This is a genomic window from Pantoea sp. X-Soil-YNGN-844 (assembly GCF_059730595.1).
The window spans coordinates 1,847,341-1,871,251 of record NZ_AP036007.1 but is presented as its reverse complement, the minus strand read 5'-3'; the positions used below and the strand labels follow the sequence as shown (position 1 = coordinate 1,871,251).

27 protein-coding genes are annotated in these 23,911 nt (G+C 55.4%); 14 read left to right on the top strand and 13 right to left on the bottom strand.

Annotated features, from left to right (window positions below; translation table 11 throughout):
* Positions 1-129: 129 nt before the first annotated feature.
* On the bottom strand, positions 130-786 hold the full coding sequence (pdxH, locus tag AC6I8C_RS08735; protein WP_013357759.1) for a pyridoxamine 5'-phosphate oxidase: 657 nt from the start codon (positions 784-786) through the stop codon (positions 130-132).
* Positions 787-811: 25 nt separating this feature from the next.
* Positions 812-1,126 carry an MliC family protein gene (locus AC6I8C_RS08730; protein WP_497822194.1) on the bottom strand — a complete coding sequence of 105 codons (315 nt, stop codon included), beginning with the start codon at positions 1,124-1,126 and terminating at the stop codon, positions 812-814.
* Between the two features lie 190 nt (positions 1,127-1,316).
* On the opposite strand from AC6I8C_RS08730, the gene AC6I8C_RS08725 reads away from it, so the two are divergent.
* The 4 genes from AC6I8C_RS08725 to AC6I8C_RS08710 all read left to right on the top strand — a co-directional run bounded on the left by AC6I8C_RS08725 (position 1,317) and on the right by AC6I8C_RS08710 (position 3,062).
* Positions 1,317-1,520, top strand: coding sequence for a hypothetical protein (locus tag AC6I8C_RS08725; protein ID WP_013357757.1), 204 nt, complete (start codon positions 1,317-1,319; stop codon positions 1,518-1,520).
* A 370-nt stretch (positions 1,521-1,890) separates the two neighbouring features.
* Positions 1,891-2,124: a YgdI/YgdR family lipoprotein gene (locus AC6I8C_RS08720; protein ID WP_010245442.1), complete on the top strand. Its 234-nt coding sequence runs from the start codon at positions 1,891-1,893 to the stop codon at positions 2,122-2,124.
* Between the two features lie 15 nt (positions 2,125-2,139).
* Complete coding sequence (locus AC6I8C_RS08715) at positions 2,140-2,370, top strand: YgdI/YgdR family lipoprotein (RefSeq protein ID WP_010245445.1); 231 nt, start codon at positions 2,140-2,142, stop codon at positions 2,368-2,370.
* A gap of 419 nt (positions 2,371-2,789) precedes the next feature.
* Positions 2,790-3,062, top strand: a complete 273-nt coding sequence (locus AC6I8C_RS08710) for a hypothetical protein (protein WP_497822193.1) — start codon at positions 2,790-2,792, stop codon at positions 3,060-3,062.
* On the opposite strand, the gene AC6I8C_RS08705 is transcribed toward AC6I8C_RS08710, so the two are convergent.
* Positions 3,059-3,292: a hypothetical protein gene (locus tag AC6I8C_RS08705; protein WP_497822192.1), complete on the bottom strand. Its 234-nt coding sequence runs from the start codon at positions 3,290-3,292 to the stop codon at positions 3,059-3,061. The two genes, AC6I8C_RS08710 and AC6I8C_RS08705, sit on opposite strands and share 4 nt — an antisense overlap.
* Here AC6I8C_RS08705 and ycgZ point away from each other — a divergent pair.
* Positions 3,291-3,530, top strand: coding sequence for a regulatory protein YcgZ (gene ycgZ / locus AC6I8C_RS08700; protein WP_013357752.1), 240 nt, complete (start codon positions 3,291-3,293; stop codon positions 3,528-3,530). The two genes, AC6I8C_RS08705 and ycgZ, sit on opposite strands and share 2 nt — an antisense overlap.
* 30 nt (positions 3,531-3,560) lie before the next feature.
* On the opposite strand, the gene AC6I8C_RS08695 is transcribed toward ycgZ, so the two are convergent.
* From AC6I8C_RS08695 to umuD, 5 genes are all read right to left on the bottom strand, one after another.
* A complete protein-coding gene (locus tag AC6I8C_RS08695; RefSeq protein WP_230299962.1) occupies positions 3,561-3,701 on the bottom strand; it encodes a hypothetical protein in 141 nt (46 codons plus the stop codon).
* Between the two features lie 148 nt (positions 3,702-3,849).
* The gene (locus tag AC6I8C_RS08690; RefSeq protein WP_497822191.1) at positions 3,850-4,464 is read right to left on the bottom strand and encodes a TetR/AcrR family transcriptional regulator; all 615 of its coding nucleotides are present in this window, start codon (positions 4,462-4,464) and stop codon (positions 3,850-3,852) included.
* Between the two features lie 197 nt (positions 4,465-4,661).
* Positions 4,662-4,925: a hypothetical protein gene (locus AC6I8C_RS08685; protein ID WP_497822190.1), complete on the bottom strand. Its 264-nt coding sequence runs from the start codon at positions 4,923-4,925 to the stop codon at positions 4,662-4,664.
* A 150-nt stretch (positions 4,926-5,075) separates the two neighbouring features.
* On the bottom strand, positions 5,076-6,344 hold the full coding sequence (gene umuC, locus AC6I8C_RS08680) for a translesion error-prone DNA polymerase V subunit UmuC (protein WP_497822189.1): 1,269 nt from the start codon (positions 6,342-6,344) through the stop codon (positions 5,076-5,078).
* A gap of 2 nt (positions 6,345-6,346) precedes the next feature.
* On the bottom strand, positions 6,347-6,766 hold the full coding sequence (gene umuD / locus AC6I8C_RS08675; RefSeq protein ID WP_061062375.1) for a translesion error-prone DNA polymerase V autoproteolytic subunit: 420 nt from the start codon (positions 6,764-6,766) through the stop codon (positions 6,347-6,349).
* 337 nt (positions 6,767-7,103) lie between these two features.
* Between umuD and AC6I8C_RS08670 the strand changes: the two genes are divergently transcribed.
* Positions 7,104-7,355: a hypothetical protein gene (locus AC6I8C_RS08670; protein ID WP_033779254.1), complete on the top strand. Its 252-nt coding sequence runs from the start codon at positions 7,104-7,106 to the stop codon at positions 7,353-7,355.
* A gap of 85 nt (positions 7,356-7,440) precedes the next feature.
* Here AC6I8C_RS08670 and AC6I8C_RS08665 read toward each other — a convergent pair whose 3' ends face one another.
* Positions 7,441-7,665: a hypothetical protein gene (locus tag AC6I8C_RS08665; RefSeq protein WP_497822188.1), complete on the bottom strand. Its 225-nt coding sequence runs from the start codon at positions 7,663-7,665 to the stop codon at positions 7,441-7,443.
* A 550-nt stretch (positions 7,666-8,215) separates the two neighbouring features.
* Here AC6I8C_RS08665 and AC6I8C_RS08660 point away from each other — a divergent pair.
* The 3 genes from AC6I8C_RS08660 to AC6I8C_RS08650 all read left to right on the top strand — a co-directional run bounded on the left by AC6I8C_RS08660 (position 8,216) and on the right by AC6I8C_RS08650 (position 10,539).
* Positions 8,216-8,473, top strand: coding sequence for a biofilm development regulator YmgB/AriR family protein (locus tag AC6I8C_RS08660; protein ID WP_497822187.1), 258 nt, complete (start codon positions 8,216-8,218; stop codon positions 8,471-8,473).
* Between the two features lie 289 nt (positions 8,474-8,762).
* A complete protein-coding gene (locus AC6I8C_RS08655) occupies positions 8,763-9,611 on the top strand; it encodes a manganese catalase family protein (protein WP_161732501.1) in 849 nt (282 codons plus the stop codon).
* Positions 9,612-9,675: 64 nt separating this feature from the next.
* Positions 9,676-10,539 (top strand): glucose 1-dehydrogenase, encoded by an 864-nt coding sequence (locus AC6I8C_RS08650; protein WP_497822186.1) that lies wholly within the window; start codon positions 9,676-9,678, stop codon positions 10,537-10,539.
* Here AC6I8C_RS08650 and AC6I8C_RS08645 read toward each other — a convergent pair.
* Positions 10,532-11,542, bottom strand: coding sequence for an apurinic/apyrimidinic endonuclease family protein (locus AC6I8C_RS08645; RefSeq protein ID WP_497822185.1), 1,011 nt, complete (start codon positions 11,540-11,542; stop codon positions 10,532-10,534). The two genes, AC6I8C_RS08650 and AC6I8C_RS08645, sit on opposite strands and share 8 nt — an antisense overlap.
* Before the next feature lie 101 nt (positions 11,543-11,643).
* Here AC6I8C_RS08645 and AC6I8C_RS08640 point away from each other — a divergent pair, with 101 nt between their 5' ends.
* Positions 11,644-12,009, top strand: a complete 366-nt coding sequence (locus AC6I8C_RS08640) for an MmcQ/YjbR family DNA-binding protein (RefSeq protein WP_110331864.1) — start codon at positions 11,644-11,646, stop codon at positions 12,007-12,009.
* 65 nt (positions 12,010-12,074) lie between these two features.
* Here AC6I8C_RS08640 and zinT read toward each other — a convergent pair whose 3' ends face one another.
* On the bottom strand, positions 12,075-12,725 hold the full coding sequence (gene zinT, locus AC6I8C_RS08635) for a metal-binding protein ZinT (RefSeq protein WP_497822184.1): 651 nt from the start codon (positions 12,723-12,725) through the stop codon (positions 12,075-12,077).
* 387 nt (positions 12,726-13,112) lie between these two features.
* Here zinT and katE point away from each other — a divergent pair, with 387 nt between their 5' ends.
* Complete coding sequence (gene katE / locus AC6I8C_RS08630) at positions 13,113-15,377, top strand: catalase HPII (protein ID WP_497822183.1); 2,265 nt, start codon at positions 13,113-13,115, stop codon at positions 15,375-15,377.
* A gap of 251 nt (positions 15,378-15,628) precedes the next feature.
* On the opposite strand, the gene AC6I8C_RS08625 is transcribed toward katE, so the two are convergent.
* A complete protein-coding gene (locus AC6I8C_RS08625) occupies positions 15,629-17,287 on the bottom strand; it encodes a methyl-accepting chemotaxis protein (RefSeq protein ID WP_497822182.1) in 1,659 nt (552 codons plus the stop codon).
* Between the two features lie 224 nt (positions 17,288-17,511).
* On the opposite strand from AC6I8C_RS08625, the gene AC6I8C_RS08620 reads away from it, so the two are divergent.
* On the top strand, positions 17,512-18,768 hold the full coding sequence (locus AC6I8C_RS08620; RefSeq protein WP_497822181.1) for a mechanosensitive ion channel family protein: 1,257 nt from the start codon (positions 17,512-17,514) through the stop codon (positions 18,766-18,768).
* Positions 18,769-18,826: 58 nt separating this feature from the next.
* Here AC6I8C_RS08620 and AC6I8C_RS08615 read toward each other — a convergent pair whose 3' ends face one another.
* Complete coding sequence (locus AC6I8C_RS08615; protein ID WP_497822180.1) at positions 18,827-19,123, bottom strand: hypothetical protein; 297 nt, start codon at positions 19,121-19,123, stop codon at positions 18,827-18,829.
* Between the two features lie 429 nt (positions 19,124-19,552).
* On the opposite strand from AC6I8C_RS08615, the gene treZ reads away from it, so the two are divergent.
* Entirely contained in the window at positions 19,553-21,337 is a 1,785-nt protein-coding gene (gene treZ, locus AC6I8C_RS08610; protein ID WP_497822179.1) for a malto-oligosyltrehalose trehalohydrolase, read from the top strand.
* Positions 21,334-23,862 carry a malto-oligosyltrehalose synthase gene (gene treY / locus AC6I8C_RS08605; RefSeq protein ID WP_497822178.1) on the top strand — a complete coding sequence of 843 codons (2,529 nt, stop codon included), beginning with the start codon at positions 21,334-21,336 and terminating at the stop codon, positions 23,860-23,862. The genes treZ and treY overlap by 4 nt, the downstream gene beginning before the upstream one ends.
* Positions 23,863-23,911 lie beyond the last annotated feature (49 nt).

Genomic DNA, 23,911 nt, shown 5'->3' with positions numbered 1-23,911 from the left:
AATTGATCAGACTGCACCTATGCTGGTACACAGCTTTCCGCTGAGTTGCGGAATCGAAAAAAATGAGGGCTATAGCATAAAGCGCTGACGCCTTCTGTGCCAGCGCTGATAGGGGGAAATGATGCAGATTCAGGGTGCCAGACGGTCGATTTTCCAGCCGTCGTGATCGCGCTGATAGATGAAACGATCGTGCAGACGATGTTCGCCTCCCTGCCAGAACTCCACGGTGTGAAATTTCACCCGGTAGCCACCCCAGAAGCTGGGCAGCGGCACGTCGCCCTGCTGGAACTTCTGCTTAAGCTCAAGGAACTTTCCTTCCAGAATGCCACGGGCCGAAATCCGGCTCGACTGCTTCGACACCCAGGCCCCAATCTGGCTGTCGCGCGGACGGCTGTGGAAATACTTCAGCACCTCCAGCGGCGACAGTTTCTCCACTTCGCCCAGAACCATCACCTGACGCTCCAGGTAGTGCCACGGGAAGTGCAGGCAAATGCGCGGATTGTGCGCCAGCTGCAAGGCTTTGCGGCTGCCAAGGTTGGTGTAAAACACCATGCCCTGCGCATCGAAATGTTTCAGCAGCACGATGCGCTGCCACGGCTGGCCCTGCTCATCCACGGTGGCCACAGTCATCGCCGTAGGATCGGGCAGTTTTGCTTCACACGCCTGGCTCAGCCACTGTTCAAACAGGGCTATCGGATCATCCGGCAGATCCTTACGACGTAATCCGCCGCGGGTATATTCGCGCCGCAGATGGGCAATGGTGTGTAGCGTTTCGCTGTCGCTCATAATGCTCGCCTATTCAGATAAAGAGTCAGCTGGCAGGTTGCAGCTCACAATCGTTCACGACGATTTTATCGTTACGTTCGATAAATGCGCCGTTTCCTTTGGACCAGAACACATAGGTGTTGTCGCTGTAGCGCGCGCCGGAAGCGGATACCGTCTGCTTCAGCGTCAGGGGCTGGCCATCCATAATGAAGCTCACCTGCTCTTTCGCCTCATCCAGCGTCACGGTCAGGGGCAGGGTTCCGCAGCGATAGTGCAGGGTCTGCGGCGACGGAGGCTGTTTATGCATCAGGCTACAGCCCGACAGCAGCAGCACCGTGGCAACGGTTAATCCTTTCAACATAAGCGGGTCTCCTTCATGAGTGAAGCTGGCATTATAAGAAGGATTTGGCGCGAAGTAAGTGGGAATCCACGCCAATCTGGTGGATGCTGTCAGGCAGCCTGAATTATTGCGCGTTTTCAGGCGGTTGTCTGAATGCACAGGCCGCGTTCTCAGGCTACGCTCTATAGATTATTAAGCGAGGAAAACAAACATGAAATTTGATAACGAAGATGCATTTAAGCTGGCCGTGGCGTTTATGAACCACAAAGAGAATGCCACCGTCGCCAGCAGCTACTTTAAAACCTTTATCGACACCTACCAGAAATTTGACCGCTGGCTGAGCGCATCCGATCCGGTCAGCGCTATGAAAGCGGAAAAAGCGGCAGCCAAAGCCGGCGAAGACTCCCTTCTTTGATCCCTTTCCTCACTGGCCCGATAGTCACCAGGATATCGGGCCTGCGGACATGATCAGCTGTTAACGCGGGTACAGACGATTACCCCTGGGGCGACTCTGGCTTTAACAAACAATATCTGCTCCGGCTGCCGTGCTTATTTCCTGCATTGGCGTCACGTCTATTCCGGCCCGGTAATGCCGCTGTTAAAACAGCATAAACAGCTGTGCACATTTGCAATAAATGCTATTCCCTGCCGTCATTCGCGTAAATAATCGCTACACCCCCGCTTTTTTGCCTAAAAAAACGGCAGCGAAGCGTGGCAGGACCAGCAAACTCTATAAAGCCGTCTATGCTGTAAACGTCTGGTTATACTTCATGGAGTTGAAAAAAATGAAAATGAAATCCCTGTCAGCCATTGCTTTGCTGGCTCTTTCTTTAGGTACGCTGGCAGGCTGCGCCTCGAATCAGTCGATTAAGACCACTGATGGCCGCACCATTGTCACTGATGGTAAACCGCAGATCGATTCAGATACTGGCCTGGTTTCTTATCGCGATGCTCAGACAGGAAAAACTGAGCAGATCAATCGCAATGAGATCAGTAATATGAGTGAACTCGACAACTAATATAAGGTGAATAAGATGAAAAAAGCGCTGATTTTACCTCTCGCCGCATTGATTGGTATGACCGTATTAACCGGCTGCACCCGTACCAGTTATGCGATTCAGACTAACGATGGACGCACCATTATTAGTGATGGCAAGCCTTCTGAGTCAGATGCTGGCCTGCTGGCCTACACCGACGCCAATGGCGTGAAGCAACAGATTAATAAAGCGGACGTTAAAGCGGTCTCTGAAGTACCGAAGAAATAAACCGGGCATGCTCGTCCAGTTAATAAAGCCGCCCGTGGGCGGCTTTATTTTTGCCTGTGCTTAGCACGACATGTGGTACGACCGAATTTCCCTGACCCCGGCCGATTCTAATCAGAAATATCCGTTATGCTTTGGCCATAATATGGCAGGCAGCATAACAACAACCGAGATTTACCCGCCCGTTACTTATCTGAATTTCAGGCAAACCCTACCCTTTTTAACCAGCTTAATAGCTCAGGCTGCTTTACCCGTAAAAAAGACGTCTTTTTTATTGTTTTTTATTAGAGACTTATCGCTTCGCTTAAAGGTTCAGTTTATTTTTAAAAAATTAAACCGCGTTTATAGGCGGTTTCCGATCTTTTAGTCCGGATTGGCTTTAACTAAACTATATATATCATTATTCAATCAGGAGGTCGCTGATGGTTTACCATGATAAAATAATCGGTCATAGGATTCTTGGTGAAGCTGCAATCAATCTGGCGTTTGAAGAGCAGGAGATTACGCTGGTATCACTGATTCGCCAGCTGGGTGAGATGGCTGAAAACGAACGCAGCGATGAGCGCGTCGCGCAGATTGCTGATGCACGCAACTGGCTCAAAGGCTTTATCGAGGCCTCGACGCGCGACCGCGCCGAATTAAACTGGCTGGTCGAGACCGGACAGGCGCCGGTTTTCCTTAAAGATTATCGTTAATGTGCTGAAAGATGACGCCGTCGGTTCAGGGTGTCAGGCCTCGCCTGGTGCCCTTCAGCATTTCCCGGCTCCACGCCAGTTTTGTATTTTCCCTGTTTATCGCTGAATGCTTTGTAAATAGCACAAAAACCTCCCTCTTCTGCGCCGAAATAGCTATACAGGCTCGTTTTTTTTGTATAACTTTGCCGCGAACCGATCGTTTTTCCATCACCTGACAGGAAATCACCCATGTACCCGAACCAGAGACTGCCGCGGACGGCAGACGATATTGCCCGTTATTTTAATGCGGCAAGCCTGCCCTCACAGCAGGAAACGCTGGGCCAGGTGGTGGTGGAAATTCTGCATGCGGGCGGGAACGTAAACCGTAAAGCGATCTGCACCAAACTTCTTCGTCGGCTGGAAACAGCGTCTACGCTGGAAGATGAGCGTCACTACCGTGCTCTGATCAGCCTGCTGTTTGGCCGTTAAGCAGCAAACGCTCTCTGCCAGCGACTTCCGTTAGTGCGTCAGCGGTTCCCCGCTTTCCGTCACCTGCTGTTGCAGCGGATGTTTCGCTGCGCGGGTTTCAAATCCCCCCTCGGCAGCAAAAACAGAGCAGCCAATAGCGGCTACGAGTGTCAGTAAGATTGAGGTTTTCACGAAGCAGGCCTTAATTATTACGCTACAGAATAAAACGTAAAAGCCTGGCACATAAACAGCGTCGGGAAAAGCGCACTGCAGACTTTCTCTGTCCGACAAAACGCAGGCGGAGAAATGCCGGTTTATTGATTGACCTGCCCCGTAACGATTACCCCAGTACTTTTAATGCCAGTGCCAGCGTCTGCTGTTCGTTGGTCACATCGCTGACCTTGCCTGCAACCCGCATACCGTAAGCAATGCAGAGGATTAAACCGGCTGCCGCTTCACTATCCAGCGTGTTATCGATTGAACCATCCCGTTGCCCCAGCTCCAGCAGCGAGACCAGGAAGCGCTGATTACGCCGGACTACCTCATCAATACGCTGCGCCAGCGCCTGATCCATCGTCTGCAGTGCAATGGCGCTGGCAACGACCAGACAGCCGCGCCGCCCTTCGATAGCTCGCGCCGAGTCGAGATAGAACTGTAACAGCTCGGTTATTTTTCCCCGTCCGCTAGTACAGGGTGCCAGACGACGGCGCAGCTCGGTATTTCTGAGCAACAGATAACGTTCAAACACCCGCAGAAAGAGCGAGCGCTTATCTTTAAAGGCCTTATAGATGCTGCCTGCGGAGAGGTTCATCGCCTCACCCAGATCGCTTATTGATGTGGCGTGATACCCTTTTTGGCGGAAAACGATCATGGCGTGATCCAGAGCCTGTTCAATATCGAACTCTCTGGGACGCCCCCGCTCTTTGTTTTTATGCGCTGTCGCTGTCGTGATCATTGTTACCGGTCTGGGAGGTACGTTCCTGTCAGAATCAGCCCGGATTCTATCCCAGGCACGGGTAACAAGTATAGATAGCGGCAATCGGCCAGCGGCCTGACACTGACGGATGTCCGTTTCTGTCGCCTGATGATCAAGGGAAATAACCGGTTGTGTCCTGAAACCCGACACAGGTTACAGGACAAACCGGTCACGACTCACTCAGATAATAACGCGGTCTCTTTGCGGCGCTCTGCCCGTTGCTGGGCGTTTATTTTGATTAGCCATAACATAAACTGCTTAATGAGCAGACTGGCGTGGTGCTCATTGTCAGCAAAGCATAAAAAAAGTCGGGTTTTGATATTGCTGTTGTCGTCGACCGCATAAATCTCATAGTCGTCGTGGTGGCGGGATTGAATGATTGCTGTGAAATGTATTGCAGGCCAGAGCATTACTCTGGCTTCAAACTCTCTGAAATCCATTATATTTACCTGGTAATTTTTTTAAAATGCCAGATGAAAAACTACACATCTGGCCAGGCAAAGCATAACTTCCTGTCACTTTCATCGCGTGATAAAAAAAGCTTTTAGCAGACGCTGCTACGTCAGTAACAGAGGAGGCCGGACCCGCACCTACTTAACCGCCGCCACCGGCAAATCCGCTACCCGTGTGGTATAGGCAGGTGACAGCATCTCGCGCTTCATCGCCCAGGCCTTATTAATCCCCTGCCCGGCAAACCAGAGTTTTCCGCTGCCGGTTTTGTTAATTTTATCCATCAGCTGCATCAGCTCCTGGCTGTTGCGGCGCGGCTGATGCTCATCAAACAGATCAAGCTGGGCCACGCCCTGGCTGAAAAAATCCCCCAGCACGATGCCCGCCTTGATATAGCGATATCCCTTAATCCAGATGTTATCCAGACACGCCATTGCAACGTTGATGATGTCGCGGGTGTCCTGCGTCGGGATCAGCAACGTCTCTATAGACTGATTGCCATAAAAGGGTTCGTCAGTTGCGTGCGGGCTGGTACGCAAAAATACCCCTATCTGACGGCAATACTGGTTCTCACGACGCAGTTTCTCTGCCGCGCGCTCCGCATAGGCACAGACGGCTTCACGCATCTGGTCATAATCGGAGATGCGGTTGCCAAACGAACGCGAACACATGATTTGCTGCTTATCCGGTGTCACTGACTCCAGTTCCAGGCAGGATTCGCCCCGCAGTTCTCTGACGGTACGCTCCATCACCACGCTGAACTGTTTGCGAATGGATTCGGTGCTTTGATCGGCCAGATCTTTCGCCGTCATAACGCCCATGGCATTGAGTCGTTTGCCGATCCGGTGCCCCACGCCCCAGACGTCAGCCACATCGATCAGTGCGAGCAGCTTTCTCTGTCGTTCGGGGTCCGATAAATCAACAATGCCGCCGGTTTTGCTCCACTTTTTGGCCGCAAAATTCGCCAGCTTGGCCAGCGTTTTGGTCTGTGCAATGCCGACGCCGACGGTCAGATGGGTCTCTTTGCGGATCCGTTCTTTGACCTGACGGCCAAAGGTCTCCAGCGCCATGCAGTTCTGCACGCCGGTGAGATCCATAAACGCCTCGTCGATCGAGTAGATTTCTACCGAGGGAGCCATTTCTTCGAGGATGGTCATCACCCGATGGCTCATGTCGGCATAGAGCGCGTAATTTGAGCTGAAGACCTGTACCGCGTGACGCGTCAGCTCTTCGCGCATTTTAAAATAGGGCGCGCCCATTTTAATACCGGCTTTCTTTGCCTCGGCGCTGCGCGCAATCACACAGCCGTCATTGTTGGACAGCACAACCACCGGTTTGCCTTTCAGATCGGGCCGGAAAACGGTTTCGCACGACGCATAAAAGCAGTTCACATCGACCAGCGCGAACATGGTCAGTGCGTCGATTTAATAACAAAGGTCACAACACCAAACACCTCCAGCACATCTTCGGTCTGGATAGCGATCGGTTTAAATTTGGTATTCATCGGCATCAGTTGCAGGCAGGGATGAAGCTGAAGACGTTTAACGGTAAATTCACCGTCGACGGCAGCCACCACGATATCGCCGTGTGAGGCGGTGAGCGAGCTGTCGACCACCAGCATGTCACCATCGTTAATGCCCGCCTCAATCATCGACTCGCCGCTGACGCGGACAAAATAGGTGGCGCTGGGGTGCTGCACCATCAGCGCATTGAGATCGATACGTTGTTCGACATAATCCTGCGCCGGGGAGGGAAATCCGCACGGCACACGTTCGATATAAAGCGGTAAAGGCATAACGGCGCGAATGTCCGCAGGTTTAATGAATTCCACAATTTCACTCCTTTCTCAGATTACTGTATATAAATACAGTAATAGCTAATCCCCCTTTTAATCAAGTGACACGGAACATTTTTAAGCAAAGGAGTTGATGGTAATGCACTTTTTTAACCCTCTTTTTTCTCACTGCTGTGAGAGTAAGCAGAAACGGGTTACTTTTGCCGCAGCACGGGAATATCAGCGTTTTTTTCTTTCAGTAACTAATCTTATAAATTCACCCGCTGATTATTTTTACTTAAGGAAAATCTGACAACGTCTCTGTGGCATTCGCTGAGGTTTGAATATTCAGCGCGGGCTGGTTATTCTGCCTTTTTTAAGGCCTGGAGGGGTTATGGCAGACGACGATCGAATTAAACATCTGGAAGAGGCAGTTGCGCAGTTAACAGTTGAGACCACGGTATTAAAAGCGATACTCGGTCAGCAAATTGCGCTGAATAATCTCAATTACAAAGGGAAGTTTGACGATGTGCTGGCCGCCCTGGCAAAAGAATATGCCGAACGCGGTCTGGAGGAAGGCAACAATCAGGCAATCCACGACGCCCTGCGTCAGTATATTAAATATGAGCCACCCGCAATGGAATAGGACTTTCCGGCAGCGTCCGCTCACCGGACGTTACCGGCTCCTGAACACTGCCATCCCCTGACCTGCCCCATCCCCGGATTAGGGTTTACGCCTGACCATCACTCTCCAGCGCATCCTGAATCGCATCAGCCAGATTACCAATTTCATTCGCCACGGCCTGCAGGTCCCAGGAGGCTTTTGAGCCGGTTGCTGACGTTGAAGCGCTGACGGACTCCTTTGCCACTGACAGCGCCGCTGCTACAGCCACTGAACGTTTATGTTGTTCCTGCGTCACGCCCGCAGGCGGAATCGCAAAATAGTCGTGAACCATGATCATTTCCTTGTGATGAATAAGGGCTCAACCTTAGCCTTCTGCATCAGGTGTGGGAAGTGAATTATGTGGCATGACCTGTCAGGCGAACAGGATTGCAGCAGTCGTGTTGCGTTGTCCGTTTTTCCTGCGCAAAAAACCTGTACGGCCTGTACAGGTTTTTGGCTGAAATGTCTGGCTGAACGGCTATTGTATCGTTTTCGCACGGCGGAAAAAGAGAGGCGTTACGCACCAGTGGACCCTATCATCCTGCGAAAAAAATACTTTAACACCCTGAATTAACTCAGATAAAGACTAAAAACCCGACACGCTCCCGTTGTCTGCCTGCCCCTCAACACCTCTGACCAGTGATTTTTTGTCAAATTTTATTGTACAACTTTGTCATTCTTGTATAACTTTGTCTCGTGATGTTAAATCACTTGTAACGAGTGTGCTTTGCACCGCATCTGAAGGTGTTGTGGATTTCCACCTTCAGATGCAATTTTTTTACGTCAGCCGGTTACCGGATCTGAATCAACGCATACTCCCCCAATTTCTTATGAGGCCTGACATGCAAACAACGATGAATACAGAGTCTCAGATTTCTGATTACTTCATGAACTCTGGTACAGCGCTGACGACTGAAAAACAGGTTATCGCCGCGGTCCATGCTGAACTCGCACGAGCCAAAGCCCATGTCTCCGATAAAGACATCGTGCGGGGCCTTATTCACCACCTGGAGAGCGAGCGCGACGTGGTTAAGCAGGATATTTACCGTCAGGCTCTTGAACATGTTCTGCAGCGTGCAACGGCTACCAGCGAAAGCTAAAAACCTGTGTCTGTTATGACGGAACGCGAATTAGCACGGATGCTTTTCCACTACGGAATCGGCCCCTTTTAAAGGGGCTTTTTTATTGCTGCTGCACTGCACCACCCGCCTCTTTTTTACCTCCCGCATTGCCTTCCCTGCCGGACCACATATAGCGCTACTATTTACCGTTTTTGCCGCTTATTTCACCTTGAATTGCGATTAATTGCTCTCGGTTCGCTTTATTTATCCAATATCTGTGTCCAGGCTTTTTCTGCATCCACTGCAAACACAGACGAGGAAAATAATCATGTTTCATCATTCATCAAAACTTCAATTCCCGGTTCGTGTAGAGAAGCCCGATCCAGAGTTTGCCATGCTGTTACAGCAGGCCATCGGCGGCGTCGAAGGTGAGATTCGTGTAGCGATGCAATACTTTTTCCAGGCGATGGGCGCGCGAGGTGATGTGCGGATTCGGGATCTGCTGATCTCCACCGCCACCGAAGAGCTGAGCCATATCGAAATGCTGGGCTACGCCGTGGCGCTGAACCTTGAAGGCGCACCGCTCTCTTACCAGGAAGCGTCAGCCAAAGATCCGGTGGTTAATGCGATTCTGGGCGGCATGAATCCGCGCCATATTCTCTCTTCCGGCCTGGCTGCGATGCCGGTAAACGCCAACGGCATGCCGTTCGACATGAGCCACATCTACGCCTCCGGCAACGTGGCCGCCGATATGCTGGCTAACGTCACCGCGGAAGCCACTGGCCGCGTCCTGGCTACCCGCCTCTACAACATGACCGAAGACAAAGGCATGAAGGATTTCCTCTCCTTCCTGATCGCCCGTGACACCATGCACCAGCAGCAGTGGCTGGCCGTAATCGAAGAGATGGGCGGACTGAACGCGTCGCTGCCGATCCCGAACAGCTTCCCGCAGGAACATGAGGCGCAGGAGCACTCTTACTACTGCCTGAATACCTCGCTGGATAAACCGCTGCCGGAAGGACGCTGGAGCAGTGGCCCGGCTTACGATGGTCATGGTCAGTTCAGCGCGAAACAGCAGCCCGAGATTCTGGGTGATGAGCCGCTGCTCGGCAATGCCCGTCCCGGCTCCGGTGCGCAGTCAGAGCAGATTGACGGCGTTACGCCACCGAAACCTTAATGGCCCGCCTGTCAGGGATCGATGCCCTGACAGGTTTTTCCCATCTTTTTATGGAGGAGACGTCATGTTATCCACTCAGCGTCCACAACCCCCTTTCGAAGAGCAGCAGCAGACGTGGCCCGGCAGTACCGCCGCGATGCAGCCACAGCCCGATCATGGTGAAGAGAGTTATCAGGGTTCAGGCCGTCTGGCGGGTAAAAAAGCGATTATTACCGGCGGCGATTCCGGCATTGGTCGGGCCGTGGCGATTGCTTTTGCCCGGGAAGGGGCTGACGTGCTGATCTCTTATCTTGATGAGCATGAGGATGCGCAGGATACCGCCCGACTGGTTGAGGCCGCCGGTCAGAAAGCCGTCCTGGTGCCCGGTGACATTACCGATGCGTCACACTGCAACGCGCTGGTCGATAAGGCCGTGGAAGCCTTTGGTGAAATTAACATTGTGGTGAATAACGCGGCGTATCAGATGACGCGCGAATCGCTGGATGAGATCGGCGACGACGAGTTTGATCGGACGATGAAGACTAACCTGTACGCGATGTTTTACATCACCAAAGCGGCCACAAAACATATGCCTGCAGGCGGGTCGATCATTAATACGGCCTCGATCAATGCTGACCAGCCGAAACCGAAACTGCTCGCCTATTCCGCGACTAAAGCCGCCATCGTTAACTTCTCTGGCGGCCTGGCCGCCCTGCTGGCGGAGAAAGGCATCCGTGCCAATGCGGTCGCACCCGGTCCCATCTGGACACCGCTGATCCCATCGACCATGCCGGTTGAACAGGTGAAAAACTTTGGCAGTGAAGTACCGCTGCAGCGTGCCGGTCAGCCTGCTGAGCTGGCACCCACCTATGTGATGCTGGCCAGTGATGAAGCCAGCTACATTTCCGGGGCCACCATTGCCGTTACGGGCGGCGTCGCGATTATTTAACGTCCGCCGACTCCCTGGCCCCTTCGGCCAGGGGATCCTTTAGCAGCTTCTGCGTTATTCCCCACTGATAAAGCGGCTCCCGCGCCAGATTCTTCATTTTCACTTCACACATAATGTCGAAATCCCGGAACGACAGCGCCCAGCCATTCAGCGTCGGATTAAAGAAGTAGTCGGAGTGCGCCCGCAGTTTGCTTTTGCTCGCGCCCAGCTGCTGCTGATCGGGCCAGCCCTCCTGCGGAATAATCCCCTCCTGCGAAATCGAATAGTGCAGCACCGGCCGCACGCCGCGCCACGACTCAATGACCCGGGCAACACGCGCATCATCCGGCTGAATAAACTCACTCTCTTTGACCCAGTGATGGTGGATATCCAGCACCACCGGACAGAGCGGTGCCGCCTGCAGCACATCATCCAGCGAGCAGGAGATCTCATCATTCTCCACCGTCAGCATCCGTCGCGCTTCCGGGCTGAGCTGATTAAACGACCGTTTAAAGCCGTCGAATCCCGCTTTGCCGTTCATGTGGATGTTGATTTTAAAATCCTGGAAGGTCTTGCCGTAGCCCATCAGACAGGCGCAGAGCGTGTGATACTCCACATCCTCCAGCGCGCGCACCACCACATCGGGATTGTCGGAGGCCAGCACGGTATATTGTCCCGGATGGAAGGAGAGCCGGATATCATGCGCCCGTGCCAGCTCGCCACAGCGGGCAAACAGCGGATAAAGCTCAGGCAGGAATTCCGCAAACAGCGGCGTCGCTTCGGGCACGGTGTAGAGTGGCAGCAGATCGCTGCCGATACGCATCATCCTGAGTGGCTCCGGTAAAGTGGCCAGATGTTCAAGCGTCAGGTAGAGATTATTAAGGTTGGTAACGGTGATCTCATGAACCAGCTGATGACGTTCAGCCTGCGGTAAACTCAGAAATCGTTTACGGGTCGTCGCGCGAAACGGGAAAAACTGTTTGCCATCGCTATTGAGATACTTACATGCAAAGCCTAATTTCATGACTGCTCCTGATTAATGCTTATCAGAAGTGTAACAGGCCTCTGGCGACCAGCCAGTCGCGGGCCACAGCGACAGACTGAATAATGACAGGGAGAGAGACTATGCAGGGTCACGCGATCCAGCGCATCGCTATCGACGCGGCTGAACGGCTGCCCGCCGCCGAATCAGGCTATCCATTCGGGCCGGAACATCAGGTTTATAAAGTGTGTGGAAAAGTGTTTTTACTGCTGACCGAACTGCGGGGCGTGCCGATTATCACCCTGAAATGCGAACCGCAGCAGGCGGAGCTGCACCGGGTGATCTATCCCTCGATCACTGCCGGTTACCATATGAATAAGCGCCACTGGATTACGGTGTATCCCGGCGACGGTCTCTCGCCTGGCCTGATTCAGCAACTGGTTGAAGAGTCATATCAGCGGGTGGTGCGCGGCATCCCCGCCTCACGCCGCCCGGTGTGGGTGGGATAAAGGCGGCGAAAGGTAATAATGAAAACCCGCTGTGACCAGCGGGTCATCCGATCCCGCCCCGGCACTCAGTGGCGCAGCATCTCATCCACCACCTGTGCATTCGTCATCTGGTAAGGGTAATAGGTTGGCCAGTTGTCCATCTCCGCCAGCAGGGCCTGCTGAGACTGGTTGCCCATAAAGATATGGAAATGGGCGGACTGACGCGGCCCGATGGTGTGGTCGCTGAACTGCACATATTTCGGTGCCTGACTGCTGGCGTCCTGGCACTCGAACAGGTAGCGCACCCCTTTCTTCCCGGACGTGTAAGTCAGGATTTTGTGGCCTGCATAGTGATAGTGGCAGGCGCTGACCTTATCGCCGACGTGGAACTCCATCACGCCATTTTCGATCCCAATGGTTTCGACGTCGGTAGCGTAGCCTTTGCGATAATAGGCCTTGTACTGTTCTGCCGTTTTACTGTTGTCCTGCTGCGCTTTCTTCTGCCAGACCGGGTCCAGTTCGCCGCTCTGCAGCAGCGGATAGACCGACTGCCAGATTCCGTCCCAGTCAGAGAGCGGGCGATCTTTCACATCGCTGTCAGCGAAAACCCCTTCAGCCGCCTTCTGCTCCATCGCTGACAGCGGTTTTCCATGGGCATGCGTACCATGTGCCAGCGCCTGCTGACTGATTAACAGCGCGCCGACGATTCCCATCCATTTACCTGCATGATTTTTCAAAGCCTGATCCCCGATTAATGTAACAGCCAGAAATGTTATGATATAACATTTCACAATTCAACCCTGATGAGCACTTCCCGGTATTAATTTTATTTAATGGTCAGGGACCTCTTCCGGGACATCACGCCCGCCAGTGACGAGCGAACCTGTCGTGACACAAAAGTGGGTTGTCACTATAGCGGGCGCGGACTGAGAGGCCGCTAAGCCAGACGGCACAAGGCGTGAATAAGCGAAGCGATAATGAGAGCTGAGAGATAAGCGCGCGTTTTGAACCCGATAAAAAAGGCGCTGCGGGGTGGTTTAAATCGCGGATTTAACCTCAGCATTGTTCAGGTTGTTCTATATTTAGTGTCGCCGAACGTAAAATAACAGCTGGAGCATGGATTAATGTCGAAAGAAACCGAGAAGAAACCCCTGAGCGAACGCGCGCCGACCACCGGCCCGGAATCATCAGAGCCGGGGCTGGGATCGCTGGCACCCAAAGATGGTTCGCATCAGCCCCCAGCCGAACCGACCCCGCCAGGCAAACAGCCTACCGCCCCGGGCAGCCTGAAAGCACCCCAGACACACAACGCCAAACTTGACCAGCTTGAAGCCAGCCGCAAAAACGGCACCGACCGCCCTCTGACTACCAACCAGGGCACACGCATCGCCAACGATCAGAACTCACTGCGTGCCGGTTCGCGTGGTCCAACGCTGCTGGAAGACTTTATTATGCGTGAGAAGATCACGCACTTTGACCATGAGCGTATCCCGGAGCGTATCGTGCACGCCCGTGGTTCTGCCGCACACGGCTATTTCCAGCCTTATCGCTCCCTGAAAGATCTGACCAAAGCGCAGTTCCTCAGCGATCCCGAGCAGACCACCCCCGTCTTCGTGCGTTTCTCCACGGTTCAGGGCGGAGCAGGTTCTGCCGATACCGTGCGTGATATCCGCGGTTTCGCCGCCAAGTTCTACACCGAAGAGGGTGTGTTTGACCTGGTCGGCAACAACACGCCCGTGTTCTTTATTCAGGATGCGCACAAATTCCCTGACTTTGTGCACGCCGTGAAGCCAGAGCCGCACAACGAAATCCCGCAGGGCCAGAGCGCCCATGACACCTTCTGGGATTACGTCTCTCTGCAGCCGGAAACCATGCATAACGTCATCTGGGCGATGTCTGACCGCGGCATTCCGCGCAGCTATCGCACCATGGAAGGCTTTGGTATCCACACCTTCCGCCTGATTAACGCCGAAGGCAAAGCGACCTTTGTCCGATTCCACTGGAAGCCGGTGGCCGGTAAAGCCTCGCTGCTGTGGGATGAGTCGCAGAAACTGACCGGTCGCGATCCCGATTTCCATCGTCGCGATCTGTGGGAAGCGATTGAAGCGGGTGACTTTCCGGAATATGAACTGGGTCTGCAGCTGATCCCGGAAGAAGATGAGTTCAAATTCGACTTCGATATTCTGGATGCCACCAAGCTGATCCCGGAAGCGCTGGTGCCGGTTGAGATCGTCGGCAAGATGGTGCTTAACCGTAACCCGGACAACTTCTTTGCCGAAACCGAGCAGGTGGCGTTCCACCCGGGTCATATCGTGCCGGGTCTGGATTTCTCCAACGATCCGCTGCTGCAGGGTCGTCTCTTCTCCTATACCGACACGCAGATCAGTCGTCTGGGCGGACCGAACTTCCATGAGATCCCGATCAACCGTCCGACCTGCCCGTACCATAACTTCCAGCGTCAGGGCATGCATCGTCAGGATATCGACACCAATCCGGCTAACTACGAGCCGAACTCGATCAACGACAACTGGCCGCGCGAGACCCCACCTGCTGCAACCGGTGGCGGCTTCGAGAGCTATCAGGAGCGGGTTGAAGGCCACAAAGTTCGCGAGCGCAGCCCGTCGTTCGGTGAATATTATGCGCAGCCGCGCCTGTTCTGGAACAGCCAGACAGACGTTGAGCAGCAGCACATTATTGGTGCCTACTCGTTTGAGCTGAGTAAAGTGGGTCGCGCCTATATCCGTGAGCGCGTGGTCGATCATCTGGCACGCATCCATACTAAGCTGGCGCAGGGCGTGGCGGATAACCTTGGACTCGCCCTGACCGATGAGCAGCTTAATATCCAGCCGCCAGCGGCGGTCAACGGCCTGACCAAAGATGACAGCCTGAGTCTTTATGCCATCCCGGATGGTGAGATCAAAGGTCGTCAGGTAGCACTACTGCTGAGCGATGGCGTGAAAGCGGCTGATGTGCTGGCGATTCTGCAGGCGCTGAAAGCGGAAGGTGTGCACACCAAACTGCTGGCACCGCATATGGGCCAGGTCCGCGCGGATGACGGTTCAGTGCTGCCGGTTGATGCCACCTTTGCCGGTCTGCCTTCTCTGACCTTTGATGCGGTCATCGTGCCGAATGGCAATATCGATGCCCTGCTGTTAAGCGGCGATGCCCGTTACTTCCTGCTGGAAGCCTATAAACACCTCAAGGTGATTGGTCTGGTGGGCGACGCGCGTCGCTTTAAAGCGCAGTTCGGCCTGGAAGATGCCGATCAGGAAGAAGGCATTGTGCAGGGCGACTCCGCTGAGATCGCGCTGATGTCGGCGTTCACGCAGGCGATGAAAGCGCACCGCGTCTGGTCCCGTAGCCAGAAGGCACAGTCCGTTCCGGCCTGATGCGTTGAGTGAATAAAAAACCGCCTCCAGGGGCGGTTTTTTTATGGCTGCTGATAAACCTGAATCAGGGTAAATCTGGCAGCAACGGCCAGACTCAACGCGCTGGGAACACGGACAGAAGAGGAAAGCGTCCCGCGTCAAGGACGGCGCGGGCCGAGCAGTCATGGATGACATCTTTTGCGTCTTTCCGATCTGACCGTGTTCCCAGTGCAGGCACGGTCTCACAGCCAGAAATCGGTTCACCCTTATTATCAGAAGGTCTGCCAGTTCTCATTGTCTGTCACAGCGACAGGCTGACGTTTTGGCACAGCAATCGCCTTCGCAACCGGCGCGGCAGAGAACGCTGCGTGCAGCGTGCCGGTTTTGAATACCGACACCGTTTTACGCAGGTAGCTCGCCTGCTCTTCCAGCGAGGCGGCGGCAGTGGCGGATTCCTCCACCAGCGCGGCGTTCTGCTGCGTCACGCCATCCATTTCCGACACCGCAATGCAGACCTGCTCAATGCCCCGCGTCTGTTCGGTCGAGGAGGCGGCGATCTCTTCAATCAGCTGCGTCACACGACTCACCGACCTCACAATGCTCTCCATCGCGGTGCCCGCCTGCGCAGCATGACCGGCACCGGTTTTGATGCGCTCTGCTGAGCGGTCAATCAGTCCACGAATTTCCTGTGCGGCGCTGGCGCTGCGTCCGGCCAGCGAGCGCACCTCACCCGCCACCACCGCAAATCCACGCCCCTGTTCACCGGCACGCGCGGCTTCAACCGCAGCGTTCAGCGCCAGAATATTGGTCTGGAAGGCGATGCTGTCGATAATGGCGATAATACCGGCGATCTGATTCGAGCTTTCGCTGATCTGATCCATGTTGGCAATCACCCGGGCAACGGTCTCACCACCCTGCAGTGCCGTAGCTGACGCCTCTTTCGACACCGTGGTCGCCTGCTGTGCATTGTCTGCGTTGAGCTTCACCGTGGAGGTGAGCTGCTCCATGCTGGCGGCGGTCTGTTCCAGCGCGGCGGCCTGCTGCTCGGTACGGGAGGAGAGATCGGTGCTGCCGGCAGAAATTTCCGCGGCACCGGTGAAGATTGAGCGAGTGGCGTCATCGACCGAAGTAATGGTCTCGACCAGCGCATCACGCATCTGCTGCAACTCCTGAATCAGCTGGCCCATCTCGTTGCGGCCCTCATGCTGAATCGCAGAGGTTAAATCCCCGGCCGAGATAGCGCGCATATGAGCGGTCAGTCTGGCCAGCGGGTTAATCAGCAGCTTCTGCAGTCCCATCCAGACTGCCACCCCAATCACGCCGGTGATCAGGCCGATGGCCAGCAGCGCCCAGAGTGCATCCGTCAGGCTGCGCTGGTTGTGCAGAGAAGTATCTTTCATCAACTGGATGTTCACTGCACGCCAGGCCTCATAGGCCGTGTCGAGCTGATCCTGTGCCGCCTGCGCTTCAAGGTTGCCATAGGCCGGGTAGTTGCCCTGCTTCAGAAAGGTGACAGAGGCCAGCATGGTGTCACGCATCTGCTGATAAGCAGTCTGAACCTGCGTCGACTGGGCTTCACTCTGTCCTGCTTTACGCGGCATCGCCTGCCACGCTTTAAAATCTGCATCCGCCTTTTCCGCTGACTGACCCGCCTGCTCCAGCAGCGCCGCCATCGCCGCCAGCGATTTAGGGTCCTGCTGATTTTTCAGGAAACGGATCGCCACGCGGTTGATGGTGACGCGGGTTTTAATCAGGGTTTTCACCGCATCACTCAGGTGCTGCTGCTGCAGCGTCAGCTGCTCGGCCGCCACGAAGTTTTTGTCGGCTTTTGACACGCCGTTGTAGAACAGAAATCCGGTCAGGGTCAGTAACGTAATAAAGACGGCAAGCACCGCCAGAATACCGTGAGTTATTTTAAGATTTTTAAGCATGTCCGCAGACTCATATCAGAGAAGATAAAGCTGTTATCGGCCAGCGAGGAATTTATCTGAGCGCAGTCGCAGAGAAGCCTGCTCTCTGCACCACGCCGGATGCAGCCAGCTCGTCGTACTGCACTGAAAAAAGGGTGTGACGCCGTCTGAACGCATTCGGCGCTTAACAAGCGCCCCCGTGCTGTGGTTGAATTCGCCCCTTACATTTTTCGCACGTGGTTAACATGCATTACATTCAGAGTCTGATGAGTTTTATAGAGGGAAACCGGGTGCTGTCGATTGGCTTCAGCCTGCTGCTGCTGATTATGGCCGGGATGGTCACTCACCTGATCTGCAAATTTTTCATCGTCAAAGTGATCAGGAAGGTCTTTTTCAGCAGTCATAAAAAAGACGTTCCGCTGGATAAAGATGTCCGCCTCTCTCAGAAGCTGTCAAATTTTGTGCCGGTGATTGTGGTCTACAATTTCCTGCAATTTATGCCGGGCCTGCCTGAAAATCTGAAAGTGGCGATTCAGACCATCTGCGGCATCCTGTTTTTTGTCTATCTGTCGATCTTCTTCAACGAAGTGCTGGAGATTGTTAACAACTCCTACTCGCGCAAATCGAAGCGCAAGAATCACTCGATCAAGGGCTACATCCAGATTGGCAAAATCCTGGTGCATATCATCGCCGCGATCATGATTCTGGCGATTATGTCCAACAAGTCACCCGCGATTATTATCTCCTCGCTGGGTGCGGTCGCCGCGGTACTGATGCTGATCTTCCAGCATACGCTGCTGTCGCTGGTGGCGAATATTCAGCTCTCCTCCAACGATGTCCTTCAACTGGGCGACTGGATTGAGATGCCGGACAGGAATATCAGCGGCGAGGTGATCGATATTGCGCTGCATACCATCACCATCCGCAACTGGGATAACACCATTTCGCGCATCCCGACCAAGAACTTCCTGACCGAAACCTACACCAACTGGCAGGCGATGTTCTCCTCAGGCGCGCGCCGCATCATGCGCAGCTTTTATCTTGATCAGAAGTCGATCACCTTTGTGAATCAGGAGATGCTGCAGGCGATGAGCCAGATCCGCCTCGCGGGCGAAACGATCACTGAGCTGCTGGATGGACGGGATATCAATGCCGTCGGCGACCGCTGGTTTATGGAGAACGGTATCACCAACCTGATGGTGTTCCGTAAATTCCTGAGTGCCTGGCTGGCCCAGCGCGATGACATTATGAAAGAGATGTATATCGTGGTGCGGCCGCTGAAGCCGTCGCCGGATGGACTGCCGGTGGAGATCTACTGCTTCACCTCATCCATTTTCTGGGCCGATTATGAGAATACCCAGGCGGCGATTTTTGAGTATATCTATGCCATGGCCCGGTTCTTTGAACTGCAGATTTACCAGCATCCGGCCGGGTCTGATTTCGCCCGTCTGGCGCAGCCGCGTGCCGTCAGCGGGGATGCAGAGCCAAACGGCATGCCGTAACCCGTGATCTGCTGTGGCGGTCCCGCACCGCCACGGTAGCTCACTGTGGCTCAGATCATTAACTCTTACTCAGCGCATAGTTCAGCACTTTGTCATTCTTCATCTGCACGGTCAGCGTCTGCCCTTCGGTAGTGTTCAGGGTGCGCGCCTCACTGTAGGTCCACTTCAGCAACTGCTGCCCGTCCGGGTAAGGCGTCTCACTGTCAGGCTGACCAAACAGCGCAATCAGCTGGGCTTTGGTCGTCTGACCGGCATGAATGTGCTGCAGATTACGGTTGTCCAGCCGGTGTCCGACCCGGTTAGAACAGGCGGAAATCAACAGCAGCAGCGTGACTAACAGAACGCGTTTCCTCACGTAGTATCCTTTTGAAATGTTCAGCGCCGCAGATCCTCCAGCGTGACCTGCGCGATCGCGCTTAAGCTTATAGCGAATCCGCGCCATCCGGCAGGGTTTTCTGGGCCTGACCCCCATGATTTCCCCCCTGCCAGAGGCCGATTCCAGGCAATTAACGCAAATTAATGCGCCTGAACCGCCTGCCGCCCTGCGACTGCAACATCTTAGTCTATGATTACTCTCTGTATGCTGCGTGGAAGCGGTCTCACTTTTCCCTTCCCGCCGCATCACGCTGAATACCAGTACAGCTTCCTGGCTGAAGAGGCGCGCCAGCCCACCTGGCATCCGGGTCTCACTGATTGCTTTACGAATTTTTGACGCTTACGTCATCGACATCCTATTCGCGCGGTGGTCACCATCGCGTATTTCCAGGCTAAATGAGGCAACTGAATGGAATCCAAATCTTTTTCTAAAAGTTGGGGCGCTGAACGGGTTGCCAGTGACGAGGTGCGTTTCCGCCTCTGGGCAACCGGTCAGCAACGCGTGACGCTGCGTCTCGCCGGTAAAGACATTGAGATGACACCGCAGGCTGACGGCTGGTTTGAAGCCCAGGTCGCCGGTGTGGCTGCGAATGCCGAATATGATTTTGTGCTGGCGGATGGCACGGCAGTGCCCGATCCCGCCGCCCGCGCCCAGAAAGCGGAGGTCAACGGTCCCTCACTGGTGATCGATCCTGACGCGTATCAGTGGCAGAACACGGGCTGGAAGGGGCGTCCGTGGACAGAGTCAGTGGTCTATGAACTGCACATCGGCACCTTTACCCAGGAAGGCACCTTCCGGGCGGCGATTGAGAAACTGCCAATGCTGGCCGAAACCGGCATTACCATGATTGAAGTGCTGCCGGTATCGCAGTTTGGCGGCAATCGTGGCTGGGGCTACGATGGCGTGCTGCTCTATGCCCCGCATGCCGCCTACGGCTCACCCGATGATTTCAAAGCCTTTATCGATGCGGCGCACGGTCACGGCCTGTCGGTGGTGCTGGATATCGTGCTGAACCATTTCGGCCCGGAGGGCAACTATCTGCCGCTGCTCGCGCCAGACTTCTTCCATAAAGAGCGTCAGACGCCGTGGGGCGCCGGTATCGCCTATGACGTTGATGCGGTACGCCGCTATATCGTGGAAGCACCGCTCTACTGGCTGCAGGAGTTTAATCTGGATGGCCTGCGCTTTGATGCCATCGATCAGATTGATGACCCGAGCGAAAAGCATGTGCTGGTTGAGATTGCCGAGCGCATCCGCGCCACCATTACCGACCGCCCCATTCATCTCACCACCGAAGATTGCCGAAACGTCACCTTCCTGCATCCGCGCGACGAGAACGGAGATGCTCCGCTGTTTACCAGCGAATGGAACGATGACTTCCATAACGCCGTACATGTGCTGGCAACTGGTGAAACCCACGCTTACTACCAGGATTTCGCTGACCAGCCGGCGCAGCGGGTGGCGCGGGCGCTGGCAGAAGGCTTTGTCTATCAGGGCGAAGTCTCAGCACAGTCGGGCGAGCCGCGCGGCGTGAAGAGCAGCAGTCAGCCGCCGGTCGCCTTTGTCGACTTCATCCAGAACCATGACCAGACGGGCAACCGTGCGCAGGGCGAAAGACTGGTCTCACTGGCAGGTGCAGAGCGGACGCAGGTGCTGCTGGCCATGCTGCTGGTCTCGCCACACATTCCGCTGCTGTTTATGGGCGAAGAGTATGGCGAAACCCGACCATTCCTGTTCTTCACGGATTTCCACGGCGATCTGGCTAAAGCGGTGCGTGAAGGTCGCGCCCGGGAGTTTGAAGGCCATGCCGGTCACGGCGAAACGGTGCCGGATCCTAACGATGTGACCACCTTTGAACAGTCGAAACTCGACTGGCAGCGCACAGAAACGCCGGAAGGTCAGCAGTGGCTGGCGCTGACGCGTCATCTGCTGGCGCTGCGTCAGGAACATATCGTGCCGCTGCTGCAGACCGCCGGCGGTGATGCCGGTCAGGTGGTGAAAACCGCAGACGATTTCCTGGCGGTGCGCTGGGACTTCCCGCAGGGCACACTGTCACTGGCGCTGAACGTCGGCGACAGCACGCAGCCGATTCCCGATTTGCCGGGTGAAACGCTGTTTGCCTGGCCGCAGACCGCAACCGAACTGATTCCCAACGCTATCGTGGTACGTCTGGCTAAGAGAGAAGCAGAATGACTATTCCAACCGCAACGTACCGCATCCAGTTCCGCAACGGCATGACCTTTGACCGCGCGGCGGCGCTGGTGCCCTACCTGAAACAGCTGGGCATCAGCCATCTTTACGCCTCGCCGATCTTCAGCGCCACCGCTGAATCAACCCACGGCTATGACGTGACCGACGTTAACCAGATCGAGCCATCGATTGGTGGCCGGGAAGGTTTTGACCGCATGGTGGCCGCGCTGAAAGCGGCCGGGCTGGAGCTGATCCTCGACATCGTGCCGAATCATATGGCCGCCTCGCTGGAGAACCCCTGGTGGCGCGACGTCATTGAACATGGCGAACAGAGTCGCTATGCCACTTATTTCGATATCGACTGGTCTCGCTGCCTGACGCTGCCGTTTCTCGGTGACACCTTTGAGGCAGTGCTGGCTGAAGGTGATATCAGCGTGCAGCGCGATCCGCAGACCGGCAAACCGGCGCTGGCCTACTTTGACAACTTCTATCCGCTGAAACCTGACACCTGGCAGGATCGCGAAGAGGCGGTGCTCGCCCTGCGCGATGCCGCAGAGATCGCCGAACTGCACGACCAGCAGCCGTGGCGACTGATGTCCTGGCGCGACGCGCCCAACGACCTCTCCTACCGCCGTTTCTTTGAAGTAACCGGTCTGGTGGGCGTGCGCGTGGAAGACAAAGCCGTCTTTGATGCCGCCCATCAGCTGATCCTCGAACTGGTTCACAGCGGCGCGGTGCAGGGATTGCGCGTCGACCACGTAGATGGCCTGGCCGATCCGCGCGGCTATCTGGAGCAGTTACGCCAGGCCGCCGGTCCCGGGTGCTATCTCACCGTGGAGAAGATCCTCGGCGACAATGAACAACTGCCTGACGAGTGGCCGGTTTCCGGCACCACCGGCTATGAGTTTATGGCCGCGCTCGCCAATCTGCTGGTCGACAGCGATCGCCTGAGCGGACTGCGTAAAGCCTATCAGGCCGTGATTGGCAAAACCGTCGACATGAAAGCGGAGCTGCGTGCCGCCAAGCTGCTGATGGCGAACCGCAACTTTGCCGGTGAATTTAACCGCTTACTGCAACTGGCACTGAAAATTGCCGATGCAGAGGACACGACTCAGCCGGAAGCAGAGCTGAAAAATGCGCTGCGTGAGCTGCTGGTCGCGTTCCCGGTTTACCGCACTTATGGCACGCCGCAGGGCCTGACCCCCGCCGATACCGCGCTGCTGGACCAGGTGGTCAGCGAAGTGAAAGCCAGCGACCATGCGCCGGACACGCAGGCGCTGGACTTCCTGACCCGCATTCTGCGTGCAGAGGTGGGCGATTCCGCCCGTGACGATGCCACGCAGTTCCGCACCCGCTTCCAGCAGCTGACTGGTCCGCTGATGGCGAAATCGGTCGAGGACACCCTCTTCTTCCGCCAGCACATGGCGCTGGCGCTGAATGAAGTCGGCGCTGAACCGCTGGCACGTCATTTCTCGCTGGATCAGTTCCATGCAGAGATGCAGGCGCGGCGTGAGCATCAGCCCGATGCGCTGTCGGGCACCTCAACGCATGACACCAAGCGTGGCGAAGATGCCCGTGCGCGGCTCTATACCCTGACCGAAGCGCCACAGCGCTGGGCGGAGTGCGTGAGCCGCTGGCGGGAGATGAACGAGGATCACGTCGTACGCCTGAAAGATGGCCCGGCACCGGAACCGGCCGTGGAATGGATGCTGTACGAAGCGCTGGCCGGCGTCTGGCCGACCACCCTGCAGCCGCAGGATGCGGAAGGTCTGGCGGCGCTGGAAGCCCGTTTTGTGGTCTATGTTGAGAAAGCGATGCGTGAAGCCAAACTGCGCACCGACTGGGCCGACAATAACGATGACTATGAAGAGGCGGTGCTGAGCTATGCCCGTCATCTGCTTGCGCCTGGCAACAGCGCCTTCCTGAATGATTTCTGCCAGTCGCTGCAACCCTTTATGCGCGCCGGCCTGGTCAACAGCCTGACCCAGACCGTAGTGAAGCTTACCGCACCAGGCGTACCCGACATTTATCAGGGCAGTGAGGCGCTGGACTTCAGCCTGGTCGATCCCGATAACCGCCGCGAACCCGATTTTGATGCGCTGGCGGCGATGCTTAACGCGCCGCAGCAGGACGGCAGTGAGGCGCACTGGTTGCGCGGTCAGGTCAATCAGCAGGCGATTGTGAAGCTGTTAACGCTGCGTCAGCAGCAGCCAGAGCTGTTCCGCCACGGTGACTATCTGGCGCTGTCGACAGAGGGGGAGCATCAGGACAAGGTGCTCGCCTTTGCCCGCACCCGCGAGGATCAGGCGGTCATCGTGATTGTCTCGCGCCGGGTCTTTAACTCACTGCCGGAGAATCTCGATCAGCCGCCCGAGGCGCGCTGGGCTGATACGCATATCGCCATGCCCGCCGCACTCGGCCACCGCCGCTATCAGGATGTGCTGAGCGGTAAAACCCTTGATGCAGGCGACAAGCTGCCGCTGACAGAACTGGCGTCGCAGTGGTGCGCCGTGCTGGTGGCACAGTGAAGTCGGGAAGAATTTAGCTTATTACGCGTCAATCTGTTCACTGAATAAC

Coding starts and splice junctions, on each gene's coding strand:
- pdxH (WP_013357759.1), bottom strand. CDS start 786: ATGAGCGACAGCGAAACGCTACACACCATTGCCCATCTGCGGCGCGAA.
- AC6I8C_RS08730 (WP_497822194.1), bottom strand. CDS start 1,126: ATGTTGAAAGGATTAACCGTTGCCACGGTGCTGCTGCTGTCGGGCTGT.
- AC6I8C_RS08725 (WP_013357757.1), top strand. CDS start 1,317: ATGAAATTTGATAACGAAGATGCATTTAAGCTGGCCGTGGCGTTTATG.
- AC6I8C_RS08720 (WP_010245442.1), top strand. CDS start 1,891: ATGAAAATGAAATCCCTGTCAGCCATTGCTTTGCTGGCTCTTTCTTTA.
- AC6I8C_RS08715 (WP_010245445.1), top strand. CDS start 2,140: ATGAAAAAAGCGCTGATTTTACCTCTCGCCGCATTGATTGGTATGACC.
- AC6I8C_RS08710 (WP_497822193.1), top strand. CDS start 2,790: ATGGTTTACCATGATAAAATAATCGGTCATAGGATTCTTGGTGAAGCT.
- ycgZ (WP_013357752.1), top strand. CDS start 3,291: ATGTACCCGAACCAGAGACTGCCGCGGACGGCAGACGATATTGCCCGT.
- AC6I8C_RS08705 (WP_497822192.1), bottom strand. CDS start 3,292: ATGGGTGATTTCCTGTCAGGTGATGGAAAAACGATCGGTTCGCGGCAA.
- AC6I8C_RS08690 (WP_497822191.1), bottom strand. CDS start 4,464: ATGATCACGACAGCGACAGCGCATAAAAACAAAGAGCGGGGGCGTCCC.
- AC6I8C_RS08685 (WP_497822190.1), bottom strand. CDS start 4,925: ATGGATTTCAGAGAGTTTGAAGCCAGAGTAATGCTCTGGCCTGCAATA.
- umuC (WP_497822189.1), bottom strand. CDS start 6,344: ATGTTCGCGCTGGTCGATGTGAACTGCTTTTATGCGTCGTGCGAAACC.
- AC6I8C_RS08670 (WP_033779254.1), top strand. CDS start 7,104: ATGGCAGACGACGATCGAATTAAACATCTGGAAGAGGCAGTTGCGCAG.
- AC6I8C_RS08665 (WP_497822188.1), bottom strand. CDS start 7,665: ATGGTTCACGACTATTTTGCGATTCCGCCTGCGGGCGTGACGCAGGAA.
- AC6I8C_RS08660 (WP_497822187.1), top strand. CDS start 8,216: ATGCAAACAACGATGAATACAGAGTCTCAGATTTCTGATTACTTCATG.
- AC6I8C_RS08655 (WP_161732501.1), top strand. CDS start 8,763: ATGTTTCATCATTCATCAAAACTTCAATTCCCGGTTCGTGTAGAGAAG.
- AC6I8C_RS08650 (WP_497822186.1), top strand. CDS start 9,676: ATGTTATCCACTCAGCGTCCACAACCCCCTTTCGAAGAGCAGCAGCAG.
- AC6I8C_RS08645 (WP_497822185.1), bottom strand. CDS start 11,542: ATGAAATTAGGCTTTGCATGTAAGTATCTCAATAGCGATGGCAAACAG.
- AC6I8C_RS08640 (WP_110331864.1), top strand. CDS start 11,644: ATGCAGGGTCACGCGATCCAGCGCATCGCTATCGACGCGGCTGAACGG.
- katE (WP_497822183.1), top strand. CDS start 13,113: ATGTCGAAAGAAACCGAGAAGAAACCCCTGAGCGAACGCGCGCCGACC.
- AC6I8C_RS08625 (WP_497822182.1), bottom strand. CDS start 17,287: ATGCTTAAAAATCTTAAAATAACTCACGGTATTCTGGCGGTGCTTGCC.
- AC6I8C_RS08620 (WP_497822181.1), top strand. CDS start 17,512: ATGCATTACATTCAGAGTCTGATGAGTTTTATAGAGGGAAACCGGGTG.
- treZ (WP_497822179.1), top strand. CDS start 19,553: ATGGAATCCAAATCTTTTTCTAAAAGTTGGGGCGCTGAACGGGTTGCC.
- treY (WP_497822178.1), top strand. CDS start 21,334: ATGACTATTCCAACCGCAACGTACCGCATCCAGTTCCGCAACGGCATG.